This is a genomic window from Acinetobacter junii (assembly GCF_018336855.1).
Classification (GTDB): domain Bacteria; phylum Pseudomonadota; class Gammaproteobacteria; order Pseudomonadales; family Moraxellaceae; genus Acinetobacter; species Acinetobacter junii.
Genome location: NZ_CP059558.1, coordinates 2,357,643 through 2,374,798 on the forward strand (window position 1 = coordinate 2,357,643; position 17,156 = coordinate 2,374,798).

Genomic DNA, 17,156 nt, shown 5'->3' on the forward strand with positions numbered 1-17,156 from the left:
GACCATCCTTTCACAAAAATAATTAGGTTGATCATGAGCAAAACCTTACATCATATCGTGATTGTGGGTGGTGGCGCAGGTGGTTTAGAGCTTGCAACACAGTTAGGTGAACGTTTTGGCAGACGAAAGAAAGCTAAAATTACCCTAGTTGACCAAAACCTCACTCATATTTGGAAACCTCTACTACACGAAATTGCCGCTGGCTCGCTTAACCCCCACGAAGAACAAACCAATTATTTTGCACATGCAGAAAAACATCACTTTGAGTTTGTACTCGGTAGCCTTGTCGCAGTTGATAAAGATCAAAAACAAATCACGCTTTCCCCTCCTCAGCTTTCTAAAGAACACACCCCTGTTATTCAAGATCTCAATTATGACACCTTAGTTCTCGCCGTTGGATCTGTGTCGAATGACTTTGGAACTGAAGGCGTACGTGAATATTGTCACTTCTTGGATAGCCGACAACAAGCAGATGTATTCCAACAAGATTTATTCCACCTTTATATCGAAGCTCAAAATCAGTCGAATGAACGTGCTTTAAATATCGGTATTGTTGGAGCTGGCGCTACAGGTGTTGAACTTGCTGCCGAGTTGATTGAAACAACGAAAAACTTTTATCGTTACGGCTTGAAGAAAATCGACCCAAAACAAGTCAAGATCACTTTAATCGAAGCCTCAGATCGCATCTTACCCGCATTGAATGAGAAGACGGCTGCACACAGCGCCAAGCAACTCAAGAAAATGGGTATTGATGTTTTGACTGAACATAAAGTTCAAAAAGTAGATGAGTCAAACGTTTATTTTAGTAATGGTGAGGTTTTACATTCAGACATTACCGTTTGGGCTGCTGGAGTTAAAGCACCTAAAATCTTAGAAACACTTCATGACTTTAAGCGTGACAAGATTAACCGTTTGATGGTTTATGCAACACTACAAACTCAGACTGATCCAAATGTATTCGCTTTTGGTGATTGTGCAAATTGTCAGCTAGATGCTCGTCAACCGCCACTCGGACCTCGTGCTCAAGTCGCTAGTCAACAAGCAACTTTTTTAGTTGATGCTATGGCAGCGCGTATTGCAAGCACACCACAACCGATGTTCAGCTTTAATGATAAAGGTTCATTGGTTTCGTTAAGTCGTAATCAGGCTGTGGGTGAATTACTCGGCGATGTTAGCGTTCAAGGGTTTATTGCAAAAACCATGTACGTTTCCCTTTATCGACTGCATCAAGCCAACATTCACGGCTACACACAAGCAGGCATGCTGACGATGAAAGATTTTCTAACTCGTCGTGTACGTCCAAAAATTAAGCTTTATTGAGTTGAAATCTTAAATTTCGTTCCCATTTATAACGAAATAGTTTCAAAAAGTGGAAAATAGTCAACAAAATCTATTTTTCACTTTATGATATACATCTAAATTGATTGAATGGATCAGACAACATGACTGCTATTGCAAATAACCACGTGGTTTCATTCCACTACACTTTAACAAACGCTGAGGGTGAAACACTTGATCAATCTCAAGGTGAACCACTTGCATATTTGCACGGCGCAGGCAACATCATCCCTGGTCTAGAAAATGCTCTTACAGGTAAAACTGTTGGTGAAAAATTCACTGTAAACGTACCTGCTGCTGAAGGCTACGGTGAATATAACCCTGATCTAGTTCAAGAAGTTCCAGCTCAAATGTTCCAAGGCGTGGATAACATCCAAGCGGGCATGCAGTTCCAAGCTCAAACTGATGATGGCGTTCAAATCGTAACTGTTAAAGCTGTTGAAGGTGACAACGTTATCGTTGATGCGAACTTCCCATTAGCTGGTCAAGATCTTACTTTCGAAGTTGAAATCGTTGAAATTCGTGATGCGACTCAAGAAGAGTTAGATCACGGTCACGTACACGGTGTAGGTGGTCACCACCACTAATTCCTCTGTGAATTAGAACATCTCAAAAAGCAAAGCCTCGGCTTTGCTTTTTCTTCACACAAGCACCTATAAAATATAAATAATAATTTTTAAAGAACTTTATAGAATTGCTATGTCAAATACTTATCAATTAATCTGGTTCCGCCAAGACCTCCGCGTCCGTGATCAGGCTGCTTTATGGCATGCCCGTCAGAATGGTCCATGTATAGCGATTTGTATTCTGTCACCTGAACAATGGAAACGTCATGACGATGCGGATATTAAAATTGATTTTTATTTGCGCCAACTTTTTGAGCTAAAAACAGAACTTTCCAAACTACAGATCCCTTTACTCATATTTACTGTGCCTCTTTGGGATGACATTGCGGAGTTTTTTGTTGATCTCGCAGAAAAATTACCATTTGAAAATGTGTATGCCAATATTGAATTTGGCTTCAATGAACTCAAACGCGATAATGAAGTACAACAAAGTTTAAATCGTCAAAAAAAAGAACTGATACTGTTTCAAGATCGAACGCTGTTTCCAGTTGCAAGTATTCGAACTCAATCGAATCTACCCTATCAAGTTTTTGGTGCTTTCAAAAAAAGTTGCTATCAACGCTTAGAACTCGGTTTACCTCAGTGTTATCCAATCCCAGAAACCCAAGCACCCATAGAGTTTGATTTTTGTCAGCTACACCAAACAGATTTACAGCACATCCAAAATCACTATGCTGACAAAATTAAAGACAAAAATGCGAGTGAATGGCGAGTGGGTGAAAAACATTCGAGAAACCTACTCAATCAGTTTGTTGAAAAACGAATTATTCAATATAACGCTTTACGGGACTACCCTTCGGTTAAAGGAACTAGTCAACTTTCTGCTCATTTAAATATTGGAATTATTTCAATTCGTCAGTGCATTCAAGCAGCATTTAGACATCAACAAGGTGATTTTGTTATCCAGTCCGAAGGACAACAAACGTGGTTAAATGAATTATTATGGCGTGAGTTTTATCAACATATATTATTTGATTTTCCACAAGTTTCTAAACACTTGCCTTTTAAAGCTGCAACACAGAATGTTCAATGGCGTGAAGATAGCGAAGGTTTTGAAAAATGGAAACAAGGACAAACAGGTATTCCGATTGTTGATGCGGGTATGCGTCAACTTCTTTCTACGGGTTGGATGCACAACCGAGTTCGCATGATTTGCGCAATGTTCCTGACTAAAAATCTATTAATTGATTGGCGTAAAGGTGAGCAATGGTTCATGCAAAACCTGATTGATGGCGATCTAGCTGCAAATAATGGCGGTTGGCAATGGTGTGCATCCACAGGAACTGATGCAGCTCCCTATTTCAGAATTTTTAATCCAATTAGCCAATCGCAAAAGTTCGATGAAAATGGCGTTTATATTCGACGTTGGGTACCAGAACTAACTCAACTAGATGCCAAACGCATTCATGAGCCTTATGCCCAAAATACCGCATTGAAATTAGATTATCCCCATCCAATTGTTGACTTAAAAACCAGTCGAGAACGTGCTATTCAAGCTTTCCAAGCATTATCATAAACTAGTCCAATAGCCTTCTTACACTAAAAAGAACCGTTTAGCTAAGAAGGCTCGTTTACATAACTTAAAATAATCTTCCATAATTGCTACTTCCTTGTTTACATTGTTGTATAGAAAAGTAAATTTATTTAATTTTAATACTTATAACGAGTAGATTTATAAAAAAACCTCTCATAAAACATATGAATAGAAACTTTAATTATGCAAACGACACCTGCACAAACCTTAATGCTCTGGATCATTACCGCACATCTCTTCATTGCGATTGTGGCATATGAGTGGTTGCCTGCAACTTACCGAGGTGGATGGATTCTAATTATTGGACTTTTAGTACTTGGGGCATTTGTTAATATCGGAGCAGCATTAATCATTGGATTGATCGCATTTTTGGCTGTCGCTGTATATTTTATGTTTGATTTAGCAGGTCAAACACACATTGAAAGACAACTCCTGCTTTTGTTTATCATTCCTATGGCACCACTATTTCTAAGTGCGGTTCGCCATAATATTGCAAATGCGCTAAAACGATTTAAAGCAATTCAAAGTTACGAAAAAAACTATCGTCATGATATTTTCCCATTAAGTTCATTACAACATTTTAAGCATGAGTTTCATAAACTTTTGAGGATATCAGGTACTCAAACGTATTTTATCTACGACATTCAGATTAGTAATGCGGTATTAATTCAAGAAATGCTAGGTGAGGATATTTGGAAGCAAACTCAAAATAAAATTCTTAATATTCTAAGCAAATCGCATCAATGCGGTGATGTAAATTATCATTTCATCGATGGTGATCTAAATGAAATTGCCAGCATTGTAATTCCAGCAGAAACAACGGATAAGCTACCAGATTATATTGAAGAATTAAAACAATTACCTAGCGTTAAACTCAAAGTCGATAAGCAATTACATACTGTTCCTAACATTCAGGAGCAATCCTAATGTCAATGATCATGAATATTTGTGGTTTCCTAATCGCAACCCATCAATATCCAGATCCAACTTTGGAGTATTTCTATCGTCAATACTACGGTTGCTATATTCGTACAGTTGAAAGGTCGACTCCAACATTACACTCTCCTCTAGAAATTGCAATGATCGTACCTCAACAGCAACATTGGTGGCCTGTTTTTACGATCGATCAAGCTCAATCTCCTAGTTTTAAACGTATTATTGAACAAGGTATCAAACCAGGAATCATTCTTCCTGATCAGCATTTTAGCTTTAGACAATATTTCAAACTTAAAAAAGCCGTTGAGCAAGGCGCTATTCCTATCGCTATTTATCAGGTTGAACAACCAAATTATTTTGCTGCAAGAGCAACCTTTTCTACAGCCTTAGGTCTCCGTCCTTTAATGGCGCTCGTGCAATCAGGTTGGGATGAAAATTTAATCTCACAACCCTCGGGCAGTTATTTGATTCAAACTCAACTGAATGCAGCATTACCATTACCCGCCCGTGAAATTAAGTATCAACAACAATATTTCTATAACACAAATATCTACACAGGTTTTGAAGCAGGTTATCAAGTTGTGATTAATCCACCATCGGATGCCCCCTTAATGAATATCAAGTATCCACAAATGGGGATTCAATGGAAACTCAATAGCATCGACTATCAAAGCTCAGTTGACGGTATTGATACGAGCATATTGGGATATTTATTTATTGTTTTGAGCATAGTGATTATTCCACTCGATTTTATTTTCGCGACAAATTATCCCAACATATTGAGTACCTTTGGTAGTTCAATTTCATGGCTCTCATTATTTCTAGGTGGCATTCTGCTGTTGCTTTTGATTGCCGCCATTATTCGAAAGGTGCGTGCCAATGCCAGCAATTGATATTTTATTTTTAGTCGGTTTTTTGGGTATTTGGATTCCACAGGCTTTTTGGGCTTGGCTCAGTTATCAAGCGTGGAAATATTCAAAAACTGCAGCAAAAGAACTGGAAAACCTACCTGTTCCTGAACGATGGCCAGTTTTGAGTGTCTTGATTCCTGCTTATAACGAAGGTGTTGTAATTGAAGATACTTTGCATGCAATCGCACAACAAGATTATCCAGCACATGCCTATGAAGTACTACTCATTAATGATGGCTCGAAAGACAATACTTTAGAAATTGCAGAGCGTATGGCAGGGATATACCCCTGCATTAAAATTGTCAATGTACCCAAAGGTATGGGGGGTAAAGGAAAATCAAGAACACTTAATAATGGTCTACCCCATGCAAAGGGTGAATTAATTGTTGTCTATGATGCTGACAGTACACCTGAGCCTGACTGTGTTCGTTTGCTAGCCCAAACCTTATTAGCAGATAGAAAATTAGTGGCAGTTAATGGGAAAGTACGCACTCGTAACTGGCGCGATAGCATTCTTACACGTTTTATTGCAATTGAATTCATTTTTTTCCAATGGATTTTCCAAGGTGGCCGATGGCAACGTTTCGAACTATCGACACTTATGGGCACGAATTATGTGATTTGGCGTGATGCTCTCGAAACACTAGGCGGCTTTGATGAAAAGTCCTTAGTAGACGACACCGAAATGAGCTTCCGAATTTTCTTAGGTCAAAAACGAATTAAATGGGTTCCTTATGCGATCGGTTGGCAACAAGACCCTCCCTCTTTAAGTGTATTTATCAAACAACGTTCACGTTGGACTCAAGGTAATTTTTATGTGACTAGTAAATACTTACCCATCGCATTACGTAGACCATTTCCGATTGGCATCGAAATTTTTAACAACATCATGTGTTATGTAATGTTTGTTCCAGCACTTATCTGGAGCCATATTACACTCGCTTTAGGACTTTTAGGCATAGCTGATATAACTGTTCCTGGTCCTTTCACTCAACTTTGGGCGCTCTCGTTTTGCTTATATGTTGCGCAAATGTGGTTTACTTTGTCATTAGAAAAAGCAAAAGCTGAGTTATACATTTATTCAGTCTTATCCTATGTAAGTTATTCCCAAATTTTCTTGTTTATTGTCTTTAAAGCTGCCTATGAAATGATCAAAAACAAGATTCAAGGAAACACCTTGCAATGGTACAAAACTGAACGTAGTAAAGAGAAAAAGTAATGAAAATAGAACTTAAAACAAATCACCTTTTCCAAGCACTGCTTGCTAGCTCTGTTTTTTTTGCTGCGCCCTTAAGCATGGCTGAAATTTGGAATTTTGAAGATATCAATACATCCAATAAATATACTGTTGAGCCACACTATTTCTATGTCGGAAAAGGTTCAGAATGGAAAAATACGACCTTTTCTACACAGTATGCGACTGAAAACAACACCACTTTATTGGTCAAATATGATGATAAATTAATTTATAACACGACGTTAAATGGTGCTGGACAACTTTCATTTAATATTCCAGCGAGTAAAAGCGGCTTTCATCGTTTAGATTTTATTTTACAGCAGTATTCTCCACCAACTTCTCCTGCCGCCAATCGAGTTACGTTCTGTTCTGAAGATGTAGATCAGGTAACATATCTAAGTAACTCAAAAATTGAGTACACGCGTCATCGCCCTATATATCGTCTAAAGGATTTGCCAGACGCACTATTTAACCCTCAAATTGTACGATCCGCCCCATTCGTTGGGGTATTAAAATTTAACCCTGATCAGATCATTGAATCATCAATGTTAGCTCGTTTGACCAGTTCATGGTCATCGGTCACACCGATTCGTTGGTTTGAACAAAGCGCTCCTGCTAATCAAACAGCTAATTTTGTGATTGAAACAATATATTCCTCTACACCGCTTAAAGGTGGTGCTTATGCACAAATATCAGCAGCAAATGAACTCCCAATCTTACAAATCACTTACCATAAACCTGAAGAATTAATCGCAGCAATTCACGGTTTAATCAATCCTAGTTATTTAACACAACTTGATACTTCTGCAACTGCACTACCAATTCAACTTTCTGCACCGAAGTGGGCAGAATTAAAAAATATAAAAACCTTAGCAGATTTAGGAATTGAAGATTTTCGACTCAATCAAGCAGAAAAGAATTTATATTTAGATTTCCCTGCTGTATGGCAACCTACGGACATTTTACAGGGACAAATTGCATTACGAGTACAAAGTGGTTTACTTGAAGGTTCCAATATAACGGCTTGGATTGATAATGGATTAGCTGGAAGTTTAAAAACGGCTGAACTTGATTCTGATCCTGTCAATCGACAATTCAACTTCTTCGCAAAAACAATCTCCAAAGATACTAATTTTAATCTTCGTCTTGAAAACTCAATTATTGCAAATGCTCAATGCTTACCGAATGCTCATGGATCACTTTGGATAGATGCAAATAAATCTAACATTCAACTGCCTCATAAAATTAAGAATGGTGTTTCTGCACTTTCCATGACCTTCGCTAGTAATCCAACCATTGCAATAGACCGTAATTCTGGTGCCTTAGGTATGGCGATTATCACCAGTCAAGTTGCAAAAAATATGTTGATGACAGCTGCACCTGTGCCTCTTGATATTGTTCGCTACAGCTCAACTCAACCAGAACTCATCAACATTCAAGTCAATCCTAATATTTACCGCCAGCAAGTTTTGATGCACCAAGACTCAATTTATCAACCAGCTGCGCAAAAAGGCTTTATCGTAAGTTTTGAAAAAAACCGCTTTTATATCATTACGGACTCAGCCCAAGGCGCACAAAGTTTTATGCGTTTATGGGGCAAAATCCAACATAGTATTCCAAATAACGTAAGCAAACTTTTTGTTTCTGAAAATGGTCAAATTCATGTACTACAAAAAATTATTGTAGGAAATCAGAAAGCGCCTCTCGTTCAGCAATCTTCATTTTTTATTGTTGTGCTTGTGATCTCAACACTACTTATATTGGCTATCTTCTTTTGGTACTGGCGAAAAAATCGAAATGCTAAAAAACATAATGATTAAACCGATGCATTTAAGCATTTTATTTGCTGTTGCAATGATCTTTACAGGTTGCATGAATGTGGCGGAATCTACAGCATCCGCCCCTCATATTGAAGGCATGTTTTGGCAACCTGACTTAGCAACATCTCCACCACATGGGAATTGGGAGTTACTCGGTGTAACAACTTTTGTTCCCCAATGGTCAGTTGTGCAATCTAAATCTTGGCTATCACATGATATTGGTTTTCCGAAATGGGAGAACCAATTTGATCTAAATGAACTCCAACAAGAACCTTGGGCAAAGAATATTATTCTTGGGCTCGCTGGAGAATACAATGAAACCGTTGCACGCTCGAATATACAATCCCTTGCTCAAGACTCAATTCAAATTGTTCAAAACTCGGATAAAACATTATTAAAAGGTTACTATTTTCCAGTCGAAGCCGATCCAACTTGGCTACATGTTGATGCACTTGCTCAAGCAGTCAAACAACTCCCTACTCCTCGTTGGATTAGTATTTACAGCGGTGAACAAACATCTAAATATTTAGATGTTTGGTTAAAAAGCTGGCTACCAGAACAAACAGGGGTATTTTTCCAAGATGGTGTTGGCGTTGGAACACGTAATCCACAAGAAGCTAAAGAGTTACTGGTTAAATTGCAAAATGAGTTTGGCAAAGAAAATATTATTATTGTCTTAGAGGCATTTCGACCTGCGAAATATGGACAATTTCGTGCTGCCTATCCTTGGGAAATCATTGAACAATTGAAAGCCTATGAAGGCCAAAGAGTTTATATTTTTGATGGTCCTCACTATATGAATCGTTGGACTGTATATGCCGTAGCGCTGTGGTATAAGTTACATTACAACTCATCTTCACCACAGACCACAGCCTAAATCATTCGTCTAAAGCAATTTGATCCAAAATTCTTAATGAAGCTTTACCGTCACCAAATGGATTTGGTGCCTCTGCCATTTTTCGGTAATGTTCAGCATCCGTTAACAATTTCTCAGATTCTTGAATAATTTTTTCTTGATCTGTTCCAACTAAAATACCTGCTCCTACCTCAACCACTTCAGGTCTTTCAGTGGTGCCACGTAAAATCAAAACAGGTTTATGAAATGATGGACTTTCTTCTTGTAATCCACCTGAATCCGTCAAAATAAACTCAGCTTTATCAATAACAGCAAGTAAACTTGGATAATCAAGTGGTTTAACTAAATGTATTTGTGGATGATCACTAAATTTAGCATGTACAACATCATGTACAGCAGGATTTAAATGAACAGGCCATACAAAATGAACATCCTTAAATTTAGTAGCAATATGTTCAACTGCATGGCAAATATTCATTATACCTTCACCAAAATTTTCACGTCGATGAGCAGTAATCAAAACCACACGATCTTTTTCTGAAAAATTGAGCTGATGTTGTTTTAAATAGTTTAGTTCTGCTGCATCTTGATGAATTAACGCGCGCCCCAAATAAACTGCATCAACCACAGTATTACCTGTAACTGTAATGTCTTTAGCAGGTATATGTTCTTGCAATAAATTTTGCTTTGATTGCTCAGTGGGAGCAAAATGCCATTTTGTAATGCGGGAGACTAGTTGACGATTACCTTCTTCAGGAAATGGATGATCAAGATCAAAAGATCGCAATCCTGCTTCAACATGAGCAACAGGTATTCTCATGGAAAATGCTACCAATCCAGCTGCTAATACGGTACTCGTATCACCTTGGATTATGACTGCATGACGCTGTTTTCCATCAGTCAATATCGTTTCGAGCTGAGTGAGACCTTGAATAAGCAGTTGATTCAAACTTTGACCAGCATTCATCATTTTTAGCCGATGTGTGATTTTAATTTGAAAAAAGTCAATTGCATCACGGACGAGTTCATCATGCTGTCCTGTGAATATCACTTCTACATCAAAACGTGAATCTTGCTGAGCTTTTAAAATTACAGGCGCCAATTTAATTAATTCAGGACGCGTACCAAAAACAATTGAGATTAATTTTTTCATTATTAGAAATCCTTATAGAAAACAAGTTCAGTACGGGTGTTGTTATAGTTTTCTGTACCATCTGCGAATGCATCTTTAAAATAATGCCCATATAAACGTTCAACTCGTAATTTTACTGGAAGGTAATTAAATGGTTGCCATGCAACGCCTGCACCATATTCAAATAAATTATTGTAATTCTCACCTTTAGAATCAGCTAAAGTATGCAACTTTCCATAAGCTTGTACTGTACCTAACTCACCACGATAAACATTCAAACCAGATCTCAGTCTAAAATCAGCTATCACGTTGTAATCTTCACGAGAATAACTCGCAACATTCCCATATAAATCCGTGAAATAATCATTCCAAACAGTCCTCTGCTCCAGTGCGGGATTTGCATACCATTCTTGATATCCCGTTACACCACCAACAACACTTTCACGGAATTTATCACGATTACGATCAATTAGATCATAACTACCACCTACTTCTACATATGCACGAATGGGTAGTGAAATCCACGGTTGATAATTTGCTCCAACTCCAACCGTTACAGCATTTTCATCAATAATCTCAGGACGTATACCACCTTTAGATTTAGTATCTCGATTCAGATTCAAGAAACCATAGATTTGAGCACGACCATTTTGTAAGTTTTTCCCATAACGCATTTTTAAAGGAAATATAAAATCATCGTAACGAGATTCGTAAGATGGAGCAAAATAAATATCTTTGAAAATAGGCTTCACTTGAGGTCCACTCAAATTCTTAACTGCCTCTTGAGCTTTAGTTGCGATCTCTATATCAGATGATTGAGTTAAACTTTTAAAAATGGGTAAAGCATCGTTGTCACGTTTGAGTTGATTCAGCAAATACGCTTCTTGTAACTTGAGTTGATCCTCTTGAGGCAAAAGCTGAGATGCTTTTTGCACACTAAGTAATGCTTCATTTTGTTTATTCAGCCGAATCTGAAGGTAAGTTAAACTTTTCCAGACTTTCGCATCATTGGGTGTGAGTTCACTTAATTCCATCAGGATTTTTTCAGCCTGCTCAGGTTGACTCTGCTCAAGTTGATAAAAACGATCCCAACGATCATAAATCGGATTACCAGGCTTATAATCTGCATCCCCCTCTTGAACATACTGAGTTGTAGCTGCAAAGATATGTTGTATTGGCAACACCGAACCAATCAGAAGTAATGTAAAAATTATGGGCTTTTTCTTGGAATTGTTCATCTATTATCTCAACTCTAAAGAAACTCAAGATCAATCTTTTATTTAAAGAAGAATCAAAGCATTAAAATGTCAAATTATTCACATATTATAACCAAGAGAACATCACGGTATCGTTAAAATAAGTTATTTTATAAGTATGATAAGTTGATGAATCATTGAAAAATTTAGCAATAATCACAGATAAATGACTTTAATATTTTGAACAATATTGATTAATTAAGAGTAAGCCTATGTCACATTCACATCATTCAGAACTTCATGTTATGCAACGTTCAGGGTGGCTGCGTGCCGCAGTTCTTGGGGCGAATGATGGAATCATCTCCGTCACTAGTTTAGTTATGGGGGTAGCTGCAAGCGGTGTTAGTTCTCATACTTTATTGATTACCTGTATCGCAGGATTAATCTCAGGTGCTACATCTATGGCTGCAGGAGAATATATTTCGGTTAAGTCACAAGAAGATATAGAAACATCTGATCTTCGAAGAGAAGCTAAAGAACTTGAGAAAAACCCTCATGCTGAATTAAAAGAACTGACTGAAATCTATATCTCACGGGGTTTAAATCCTGAACTTGCACATGAGGTTGCAACTCAATTAACTGCACATGATGCACTTGGCGCACATGCTCGCGATGAAATTGGAATTCACGAAAATACAGCAGCAAATCCCCTTCAAGCAGCATTATCTTCCGCCGCATCATTTTCATGTGGTGCAGCACTCCCCATGCTCGCTATTTTATTAAGTTCAAATGAATGGGTATCAAAAACTGTTTTAATTACGGGTGTTCTGTCTTTGGCAGTTCTAGGTGCTTTATCTAGTTATTTTGCACGCACATCGATGCTTAAAGGGAGCCTAAGAATAGTGATTTGGGGCGTGATTGCAATGGCATTTTCTAGTTGGGTAGGCTCATTATTTAATGTGCAGCCCTTGTAAGATAGCCATTTTATTTTGACCAATCAATCAAACTACAAATTAATAATATATCCCAAGCATCATTAAGATTTTTTTCAAAATTAGGTGTATGATGACATATAGCAGAAAGCCTAGTTTGATGGTCTGAATTAATCAAAAACTAACTTTCTGGTTTGAGATGTCCAATGTAGAGAAGTGTCTTGATACATCGACTTGGGATATTGTTGGCTTTTGCAACAATAGCATTACAGATCGCTGTTTTTTTACAGCCTTTATTGCCAGAGGAATATCAAATTTCCCCTGCATGTGAGACTGTTTTGCTTCTGTCTACCCAAATAAAACAAAAATTACATCTACATTCGGAACAGGTTTTACACACTGATCACCACAGTTTACATCTAGATCAGCCTCAAGCAGATTCTCATTCTGATCAGCACCATCACGATCTTAATCACCAATGTCCTTTTTGTTTCTTTTATGGACACTTAGTTGCTCCACCCACACTTGGGATTAAAGAAGTATTCGTGCGTGTACAAGTCCGATACTTGCATTTGTATCAAGTATTTATTGGTTTCTTCTTTTCACTACAACGTCTATTTCTCATCCCTCAAGGTCGAGCCCCGCCCTCCACGTTCTCAATGTATTCATTTATTTAATCAATTATTGAGAATGTGAGTTTATCTATGCTTAATCATTTTTCTTTTGCTGATTTTCAGCAAGAGCGTGTTACACACAGCCTTAAAAAAGCACTCTTTCACTCTGTTAATCAAAATATTTTTATCAGCGAAATGGAGGATTCATCATGGATTTAGGCTTAACAGCATTAGAACTGGCACGAATCCAGTTCGCTTTTACAGTTTCCTTTCATATTATTTTTCCTGCAACCTCGATTGGTCTCGCTTGTTTTCTCGCTGTACTAGAGTGGAAATGGCTTAGAAGTCACAATCCAATTTATCAAGATTTATATAAATATTGGTTAAAAATTTTCGCTGTCACTTTTGGTATGGGTGTCGTTTCTGGGGTAGTCATGAGCTATCAGTTTGGCACTAACTGGAGTGAATTTTCTCGGATTGCGGGCAGTGTAACTGGCCCACTGTTAACCTATGAGGTGCTTTCTGCCTTTTTCCTAGAGGCAGGCTTTCTCGGCGTCATGCTATTTGGCTGGGGGCGTGTCAGTGAAAAGGCACACTTTTTTGCTACATTTATGGTTGCTGTAGGTACATGTATTTCAATGTTTTGGATCTTATCTTCAAATAGTTGGATGCAAACACCTCAAGGTTTTGCAATAGAAAATGGCATTATTGTGCCGACTGATTGGTTTGCCATCGTATTTAATCCTTCCTTCCCTTACCGATTTGCACATATGGCTGTTGCAGCTTTTCTAGTTTCAGCTTTGGTTGTTGCAGCAACTGCTGCTTGGCATCTATTACGTGGTCGTCGGGATGCTTTAATTAAAAAATCATTTTCTATGGCTATGTGGATGATTCTATTTGCTGCACCTGCACAAGTTTTGATTGGAGATCATCACGGTCTAAATACTTTAAAGCATCAACCAGCAAAATTAGCTGCAATGGAAGGACATTGGGAAACCAATGTAGATGAAGCGATGCCTCTGTATTTATTTGGTATCCCTGATATGCAAGCTGAAACGACCAAATATGCAGTTGGGATTCCTTATCTAGGTAGTCTCATTTTAACTCACAGTCTAGATGGTCAAGTTAAAGGTCTTAAAGAGTTTGCACCAGAAGATCGTCCAAATTCGACTTTGGTATTTTGGAGTTTCCGTATCATGGTGGGTCTCGGCACACTCATGGTTCTACTCGCTTTGATTGGTTTTTTACTTCGCAAGAAGCAACAGTTATTCGAGAAAAAGTGGTTCCATAAATTTGCATTAATCATGGGACCTACAGGCTATATCGCATTGTTAGCAGGATGGTTTACGACCGAGCTAGGTCGCCAACCATGGGTTGTTTATGGTGTGTTACGAACCAAAGATGCGCTGTCTAGCGTATCAGCTGATCAAGTCGGTATTACCCTGATTATTTTTGTCATTGTTTATACTGTTGTATTTGGTACAGGCATCTATTACATCTTCAAACTCATGCACAAAGGACCACAATTTATTCATACACCGATAGAGGAACAAGGTGGTGTTGGGCATTTTAAAACACCAATGCGCCCACTCAGTGCAGTAGATGAACGTCTTGAATCCAATGATCATGAGAAAGGAGAATAAGCATGGATATTTCACTGATCTGGGCAATGATTATTGCATTAGGTGTTTTGATATATGTTGTTCTAGATGGTTTTGATCTTGGCATCGGTATTTTGTTTCCCTTTATTCAGGATAAACAAGAACGTGATGTCATGATGAATACGGTTGCACCTGTTTGGGATGGCAATGAAACATGGATGGTATTAGGAGGAGCAGGTCTTTTTGCTGCCTTCCCAATCGTTTATGCCACTGTGCTTTCTGCCTTATATATGCCGATTACGCTCATGGTGATTGCCCTTATTTTTAGGGGTGTCGCTTTTGAGTTTAGATTCAAGGCCAATCGTACCAAAGCACTCTGGGACTTTGCATTCATCGGAGGTTCCACGATTGCTAGTTTTCTCCAAGGAATGATTTTAGGTGCATATATTCAGGGCTTAAAAACTGAAAATGGAATATTCGTTGGTGGTAGTTTTGACTGGTTTACCCCATTTTCTATGTTTACAGGCATAGGTGTGGTCGTGATGTATGCTGCATTAGGCTGTGGTTGGTTAATTTTGAAAACTGATGATGGTCTACAAGAGAAAATGTATGAGCTGATGCCAAAATTAATTATTGCTTTATTCATTATTTTTGCTGCTGTCAGTTTATATACACCTTATAGCCAACCTGCAATTGCAGCGAAATGGTTTACTGTGCCACAACTGATTTATTTTAGCCCTGTTCCAATCTTGGTGATTATTTTTACCGTATTAACTTGGCGAGCTTGCCTAAACCGAAATGAACATAAGCCTTTTCTCTACACACTAGTGCTGATGTTCCTCGCCTACTCAGGCTTTGTGATTACTTTATGGCCCAACATCATTCCCCCATCAGTTACGATTTGGGAAGCTGCTGCGCCACGAAATAGTCAAATGTTTGCATTAATTGGTGCTGTCGTGATGATTCCGATCATTTTGGCATACACCTTTTGGGGTTACTGGATTTTTAGAGATAAAGTTCGTGTTGGTGACCAAGGCTATCATTGAGGTTAAATCAAATGAAATCTTCACAAGTAAAATGGTTTATTGGGCTTTGGTTTGTTGGCTTTTTAGGTCTAGCTTTGATCGCAGGCATATTTAAGGCTTTGCTCATGCTGGCTTATTCTTAATCCAATGTTTTGATGTTTGGCTACACAGTTAGCCAAGCATCTTTATATCTATTTAAATAACATAAGTTTTGATCATTCTTTAAAGAAATAGCCATTATTATTTGCCATTTTTTAAGCATTTAAGCTATGTTGAATAAAAATGATGTAGGTAAAGAATATGACTATTTTAGAATTATTAGAAATTAAACATCCCATTTTTATTTCACCAATGGCTGGTGTTTCCACACCTGAACTTGCAGCGGAGGTGTCTAACCAAGGCGCTCTTGGTGCTCTTGGGTTAGGTGCAAACACACCTGAAGCAGCTAAAGAACAGATTATTAAAACTCAATCATTAACTGATAAACCTTTTCAGCTGAACTTCTTTTGTCATCAATCTGAACAGCTTGATCAAGATGTATCACAACAATGGATCAACTACCTACGCCCTCATTTTGAAAAATTTGATGCACAACCACCCCAACAACTGAATTGTATATATCCTAGCTTTTTAGACAGCGATGATTATTTGGATATTGTTTTACAAACCCAACCCAAAGCTGTCAGTTTCCATTTCGGCATTCCCAAAGCTCATCAAATTTCTGCACTAAAACAAGCAGGCATTATCACCATGGTTTCTGCAACAAATTTAATTGAAGCCCAAGCCATTGAAGCTGCTGGTATAGATTTGATCATCGCTCAAGGTATAGAAGCTGGAGGACATCGCGGTATTTTTAATCAAGAATTTGATGCAGCTATTAAAACTTTTGATTTGGTGAGCTTAATTTCAAAACATTGCAAAATACCTGTGATTGCTGCAGGCGGTATTATGAATGGTGATCAAGCTAAGCAGATGCTGAAAGCGGGAGCTGTAGCTGTTCAACTTGGAACCGCATTTGTTCAATGTAAAAGTTCAAGTGCAAATGCGGCTTATCGAAAAGCATTGTTTAGTCAAAAAATCACTCAGATCAGTGCGAGTTTATCTGGTCGCCCTGCACGTGGCTTATTGGGCACATGGCATACAGAAATTGACTCACCACAGCGACCAAAAGTTCCAGCCTACCCATACACTTATGATCTAACCAAACAACTGATGGCTATTGCCAACAAACAACAAGAATTTGGCTACAATGCATTTTGGGCAGGCAGTAACGTTGCACAAATTCGTGAACTTGAAGCAGCTGATCTCATTAACCAATTGGTTTTAGAAATGAAATCATATTAAGTACTGATCAAGGCAGAATTAAAAAACCGATCTATTAAAGATCGGTTTTTTAAT

Annotated in this window: 15 protein-coding genes; 13 read left to right on the forward strand and 2 right to left on the reverse strand. The window is 38.1% G+C overall.

Annotated elements, in window-relative coordinates; translation table 11 throughout:
• Nucleotides 1–33: 33 nt before the first annotated feature.
• The 8 genes from H2677_RS11000 (at nucleotide 34) to H2677_RS11035 (ending at nucleotide 9,279) form a co-directional block, all read left to right on the forward strand.
• Nucleotides 34–1,320 (forward strand): NAD(P)/FAD-dependent oxidoreductase, encoded by a 1,287-nt coding sequence (locus H2677_RS11000; protein WP_212638546.1) that lies wholly within the window; start codon nucleotides 34–36, stop codon nucleotides 1,318–1,320.
• A 122-nt stretch (nucleotides 1,321–1,442) separates the two neighbouring features.
• Nucleotides 1,443–1,925, forward strand: coding sequence for an FKBP-type peptidyl-prolyl cis-trans isomerase (locus tag H2677_RS11005; protein WP_004912603.1), 483 nt, complete (start codon nucleotides 1,443–1,445; stop codon nucleotides 1,923–1,925).
• Between the two features lie 112 nt (nucleotides 1,926–2,037).
• A complete protein-coding gene (locus tag H2677_RS11010) occupies nucleotides 2,038–3,480 on the forward strand; it encodes a cryptochrome/photolyase family protein (protein ID WP_212638547.1) in 1,443 nt (480 codons plus the stop codon).
• A gap of 201 nt (nucleotides 3,481–3,681) precedes the next feature.
• The gene (locus H2677_RS11015) at nucleotides 3,682–4,425 is read left to right on the forward strand and encodes a hypothetical protein (protein ID WP_212638548.1); all 744 of its coding nucleotides are present in this window, start codon (nucleotides 3,682–3,684) and stop codon (nucleotides 4,423–4,425) included.
• Nucleotides 4,425–5,327 carry a hypothetical protein gene (locus H2677_RS11020; protein WP_212638549.1) on the forward strand — a complete coding sequence of 301 codons (903 nt, stop codon included), beginning with the start codon at nucleotides 4,425–4,427 and terminating at the stop codon, nucleotides 5,325–5,327. The genes H2677_RS11015 and H2677_RS11020 overlap by 1 nt, the downstream gene beginning before the upstream one ends.
• Nucleotides 5,314–6,564, forward strand: a complete 1,251-nt coding sequence (locus tag H2677_RS11025) for a glycosyltransferase family 2 protein (protein ID WP_212638550.1) — start codon at nucleotides 5,314–5,316, stop codon at nucleotides 6,562–6,564. Before H2677_RS11020 ends, H2677_RS11025 begins: the two co-directional genes overlap by 14 nt.
• The gene (locus tag H2677_RS11030) at nucleotides 6,564–8,402 is read left to right on the forward strand and encodes a hypothetical protein (RefSeq protein WP_212638551.1); all 1,839 of its coding nucleotides are present in this window, start codon (nucleotides 6,564–6,566) and stop codon (nucleotides 8,400–8,402) included. The genes H2677_RS11025 and H2677_RS11030 overlap by 1 nt, the downstream gene beginning before the upstream one ends.
• On the forward strand, nucleotides 8,380–9,279 hold the full coding sequence (locus tag H2677_RS11035) for a hypothetical protein (RefSeq protein ID WP_407929287.1): 900 nt from the start codon (nucleotides 8,380–8,382) through the stop codon (nucleotides 9,277–9,279). The genes H2677_RS11030 and H2677_RS11035 overlap by 23 nt, the downstream gene beginning before the upstream one ends.
• 1 nt (nucleotide 9,280) lies before the next feature.
• On the opposite strand, the gene wecB is transcribed toward H2677_RS11035, so the two are convergent.
• Nucleotides 9,281–10,411, reverse strand: coding sequence for a non-hydrolyzing UDP-N-acetylglucosamine 2-epimerase (gene wecB / locus H2677_RS11040; protein ID WP_168154179.1), 1,131 nt, complete (start codon nucleotides 10,409–10,411; stop codon nucleotides 9,281–9,283).
• Between the two features lie 2 nt (nucleotides 10,412–10,413).
• Complete coding sequence (locus tag H2677_RS11045; protein WP_212638552.1) at nucleotides 10,414–11,628, reverse strand: tetratricopeptide repeat protein; 1,215 nt, start codon at nucleotides 11,626–11,628, stop codon at nucleotides 10,414–10,416.
• 230 nt (nucleotides 11,629–11,858) lie between these two features.
• Here H2677_RS11045 and H2677_RS11050 point away from each other — a divergent pair, with 230 nt between their 5' ends.
• The 5 genes from H2677_RS11050 (at nucleotide 11,859) to H2677_RS11070 (ending at nucleotide 17,102) form a co-directional block, all read left to right on the forward strand.
• Nucleotides 11,859–12,560 carry a VIT1/CCC1 transporter family protein gene (locus H2677_RS11050; RefSeq protein WP_099948972.1) on the forward strand — a complete coding sequence of 234 codons (702 nt, stop codon included), beginning with the start codon at nucleotides 11,859–11,861 and terminating at the stop codon, nucleotides 12,558–12,560.
• Between the two features lie 203 nt (nucleotides 12,561–12,763).
• Nucleotides 12,764–13,195 (forward strand): DUF2946 domain-containing protein, encoded by a 432-nt coding sequence (locus H2677_RS11055; protein ID WP_004956199.1) that lies wholly within the window; start codon nucleotides 12,764–12,766, stop codon nucleotides 13,193–13,195.
• Between the two features lie 146 nt (nucleotides 13,196–13,341).
• Nucleotides 13,342–14,775, forward strand: a complete 1,434-nt coding sequence (locus H2677_RS11060; protein WP_212638553.1) for a cytochrome ubiquinol oxidase subunit I — start codon at nucleotides 13,342–13,344, stop codon at nucleotides 14,773–14,775.
• A gap of 2 nt (nucleotides 14,776–14,777) precedes the next feature.
• A complete protein-coding gene (gene cydB / locus H2677_RS11065; RefSeq protein ID WP_212638554.1) occupies nucleotides 14,778–15,779 on the forward strand; it encodes a cytochrome d ubiquinol oxidase subunit II in 1,002 nt (333 codons plus the stop codon).
• 279 nt (nucleotides 15,780–16,058) lie between these two features.
• Nucleotides 16,059–17,102 (forward strand): NAD(P)H-dependent flavin oxidoreductase, encoded by a 1,044-nt coding sequence (locus H2677_RS11070; protein ID WP_212638555.1) that lies wholly within the window; start codon nucleotides 16,059–16,061, stop codon nucleotides 17,100–17,102.
• Nucleotides 17,103–17,156: the final 54 nt, after the last annotated feature.

Coding starts and splice junctions, on each gene's coding strand:
- H2677_RS11000 (WP_212638546.1), top strand. CDS start 34: ATGAGCAAAACCTTACATCATATCGTGATTGTGGGTGGTGGCGCAGGT.
- H2677_RS11005 (WP_004912603.1), top strand. CDS start 1,443: ATGACTGCTATTGCAAATAACCACGTGGTTTCATTCCACTACACTTTA.
- H2677_RS11010 (WP_212638547.1), top strand. CDS start 2,038: ATGTCAAATACTTATCAATTAATCTGGTTCCGCCAAGACCTCCGCGTC.
- H2677_RS11015 (WP_212638548.1), top strand. CDS start 3,682: ATGCAAACGACACCTGCACAAACCTTAATGCTCTGGATCATTACCGCA.
- H2677_RS11020 (WP_212638549.1), top strand. CDS start 4,425: ATGTCAATGATCATGAATATTTGTGGTTTCCTAATCGCAACCCATCAA.
- H2677_RS11025 (WP_212638550.1), top strand. CDS start 5,314: ATGCCAGCAATTGATATTTTATTTTTAGTCGGTTTTTTGGGTATTTGG.
- H2677_RS11030 (WP_212638551.1), top strand. CDS start 6,564: ATGAAAATAGAACTTAAAACAAATCACCTTTTCCAAGCACTGCTTGCT.
- H2677_RS11035 (WP_407929287.1), top strand. CDS start 8,380: ATGCTAAAAAACATAATGATTAAACCGATGCATTTAAGCATTTTATTT.
- wecB (WP_168154179.1), bottom strand. CDS start 10,411: ATGAAAAAATTAATCTCAATTGTTTTTGGTACGCGTCCTGAATTAATT.
- H2677_RS11045 (WP_212638552.1), bottom strand. CDS start 11,628: ATGAACAATTCCAAGAAAAAGCCCATAATTTTTACATTACTTCTGATT.
- H2677_RS11050 (WP_099948972.1), top strand. CDS start 11,859: ATGTCACATTCACATCATTCAGAACTTCATGTTATGCAACGTTCAGGG.
- H2677_RS11060 (WP_212638553.1), top strand. CDS start 13,342: ATGGATTTAGGCTTAACAGCATTAGAACTGGCACGAATCCAGTTCGCT.
- cydB (WP_212638554.1), top strand. CDS start 14,778: ATGGATATTTCACTGATCTGGGCAATGATTATTGCATTAGGTGTTTTG.
- H2677_RS11070 (WP_212638555.1), top strand. CDS start 16,059: ATGACTATTTTAGAATTATTAGAAATTAAACATCCCATTTTTATTTCA.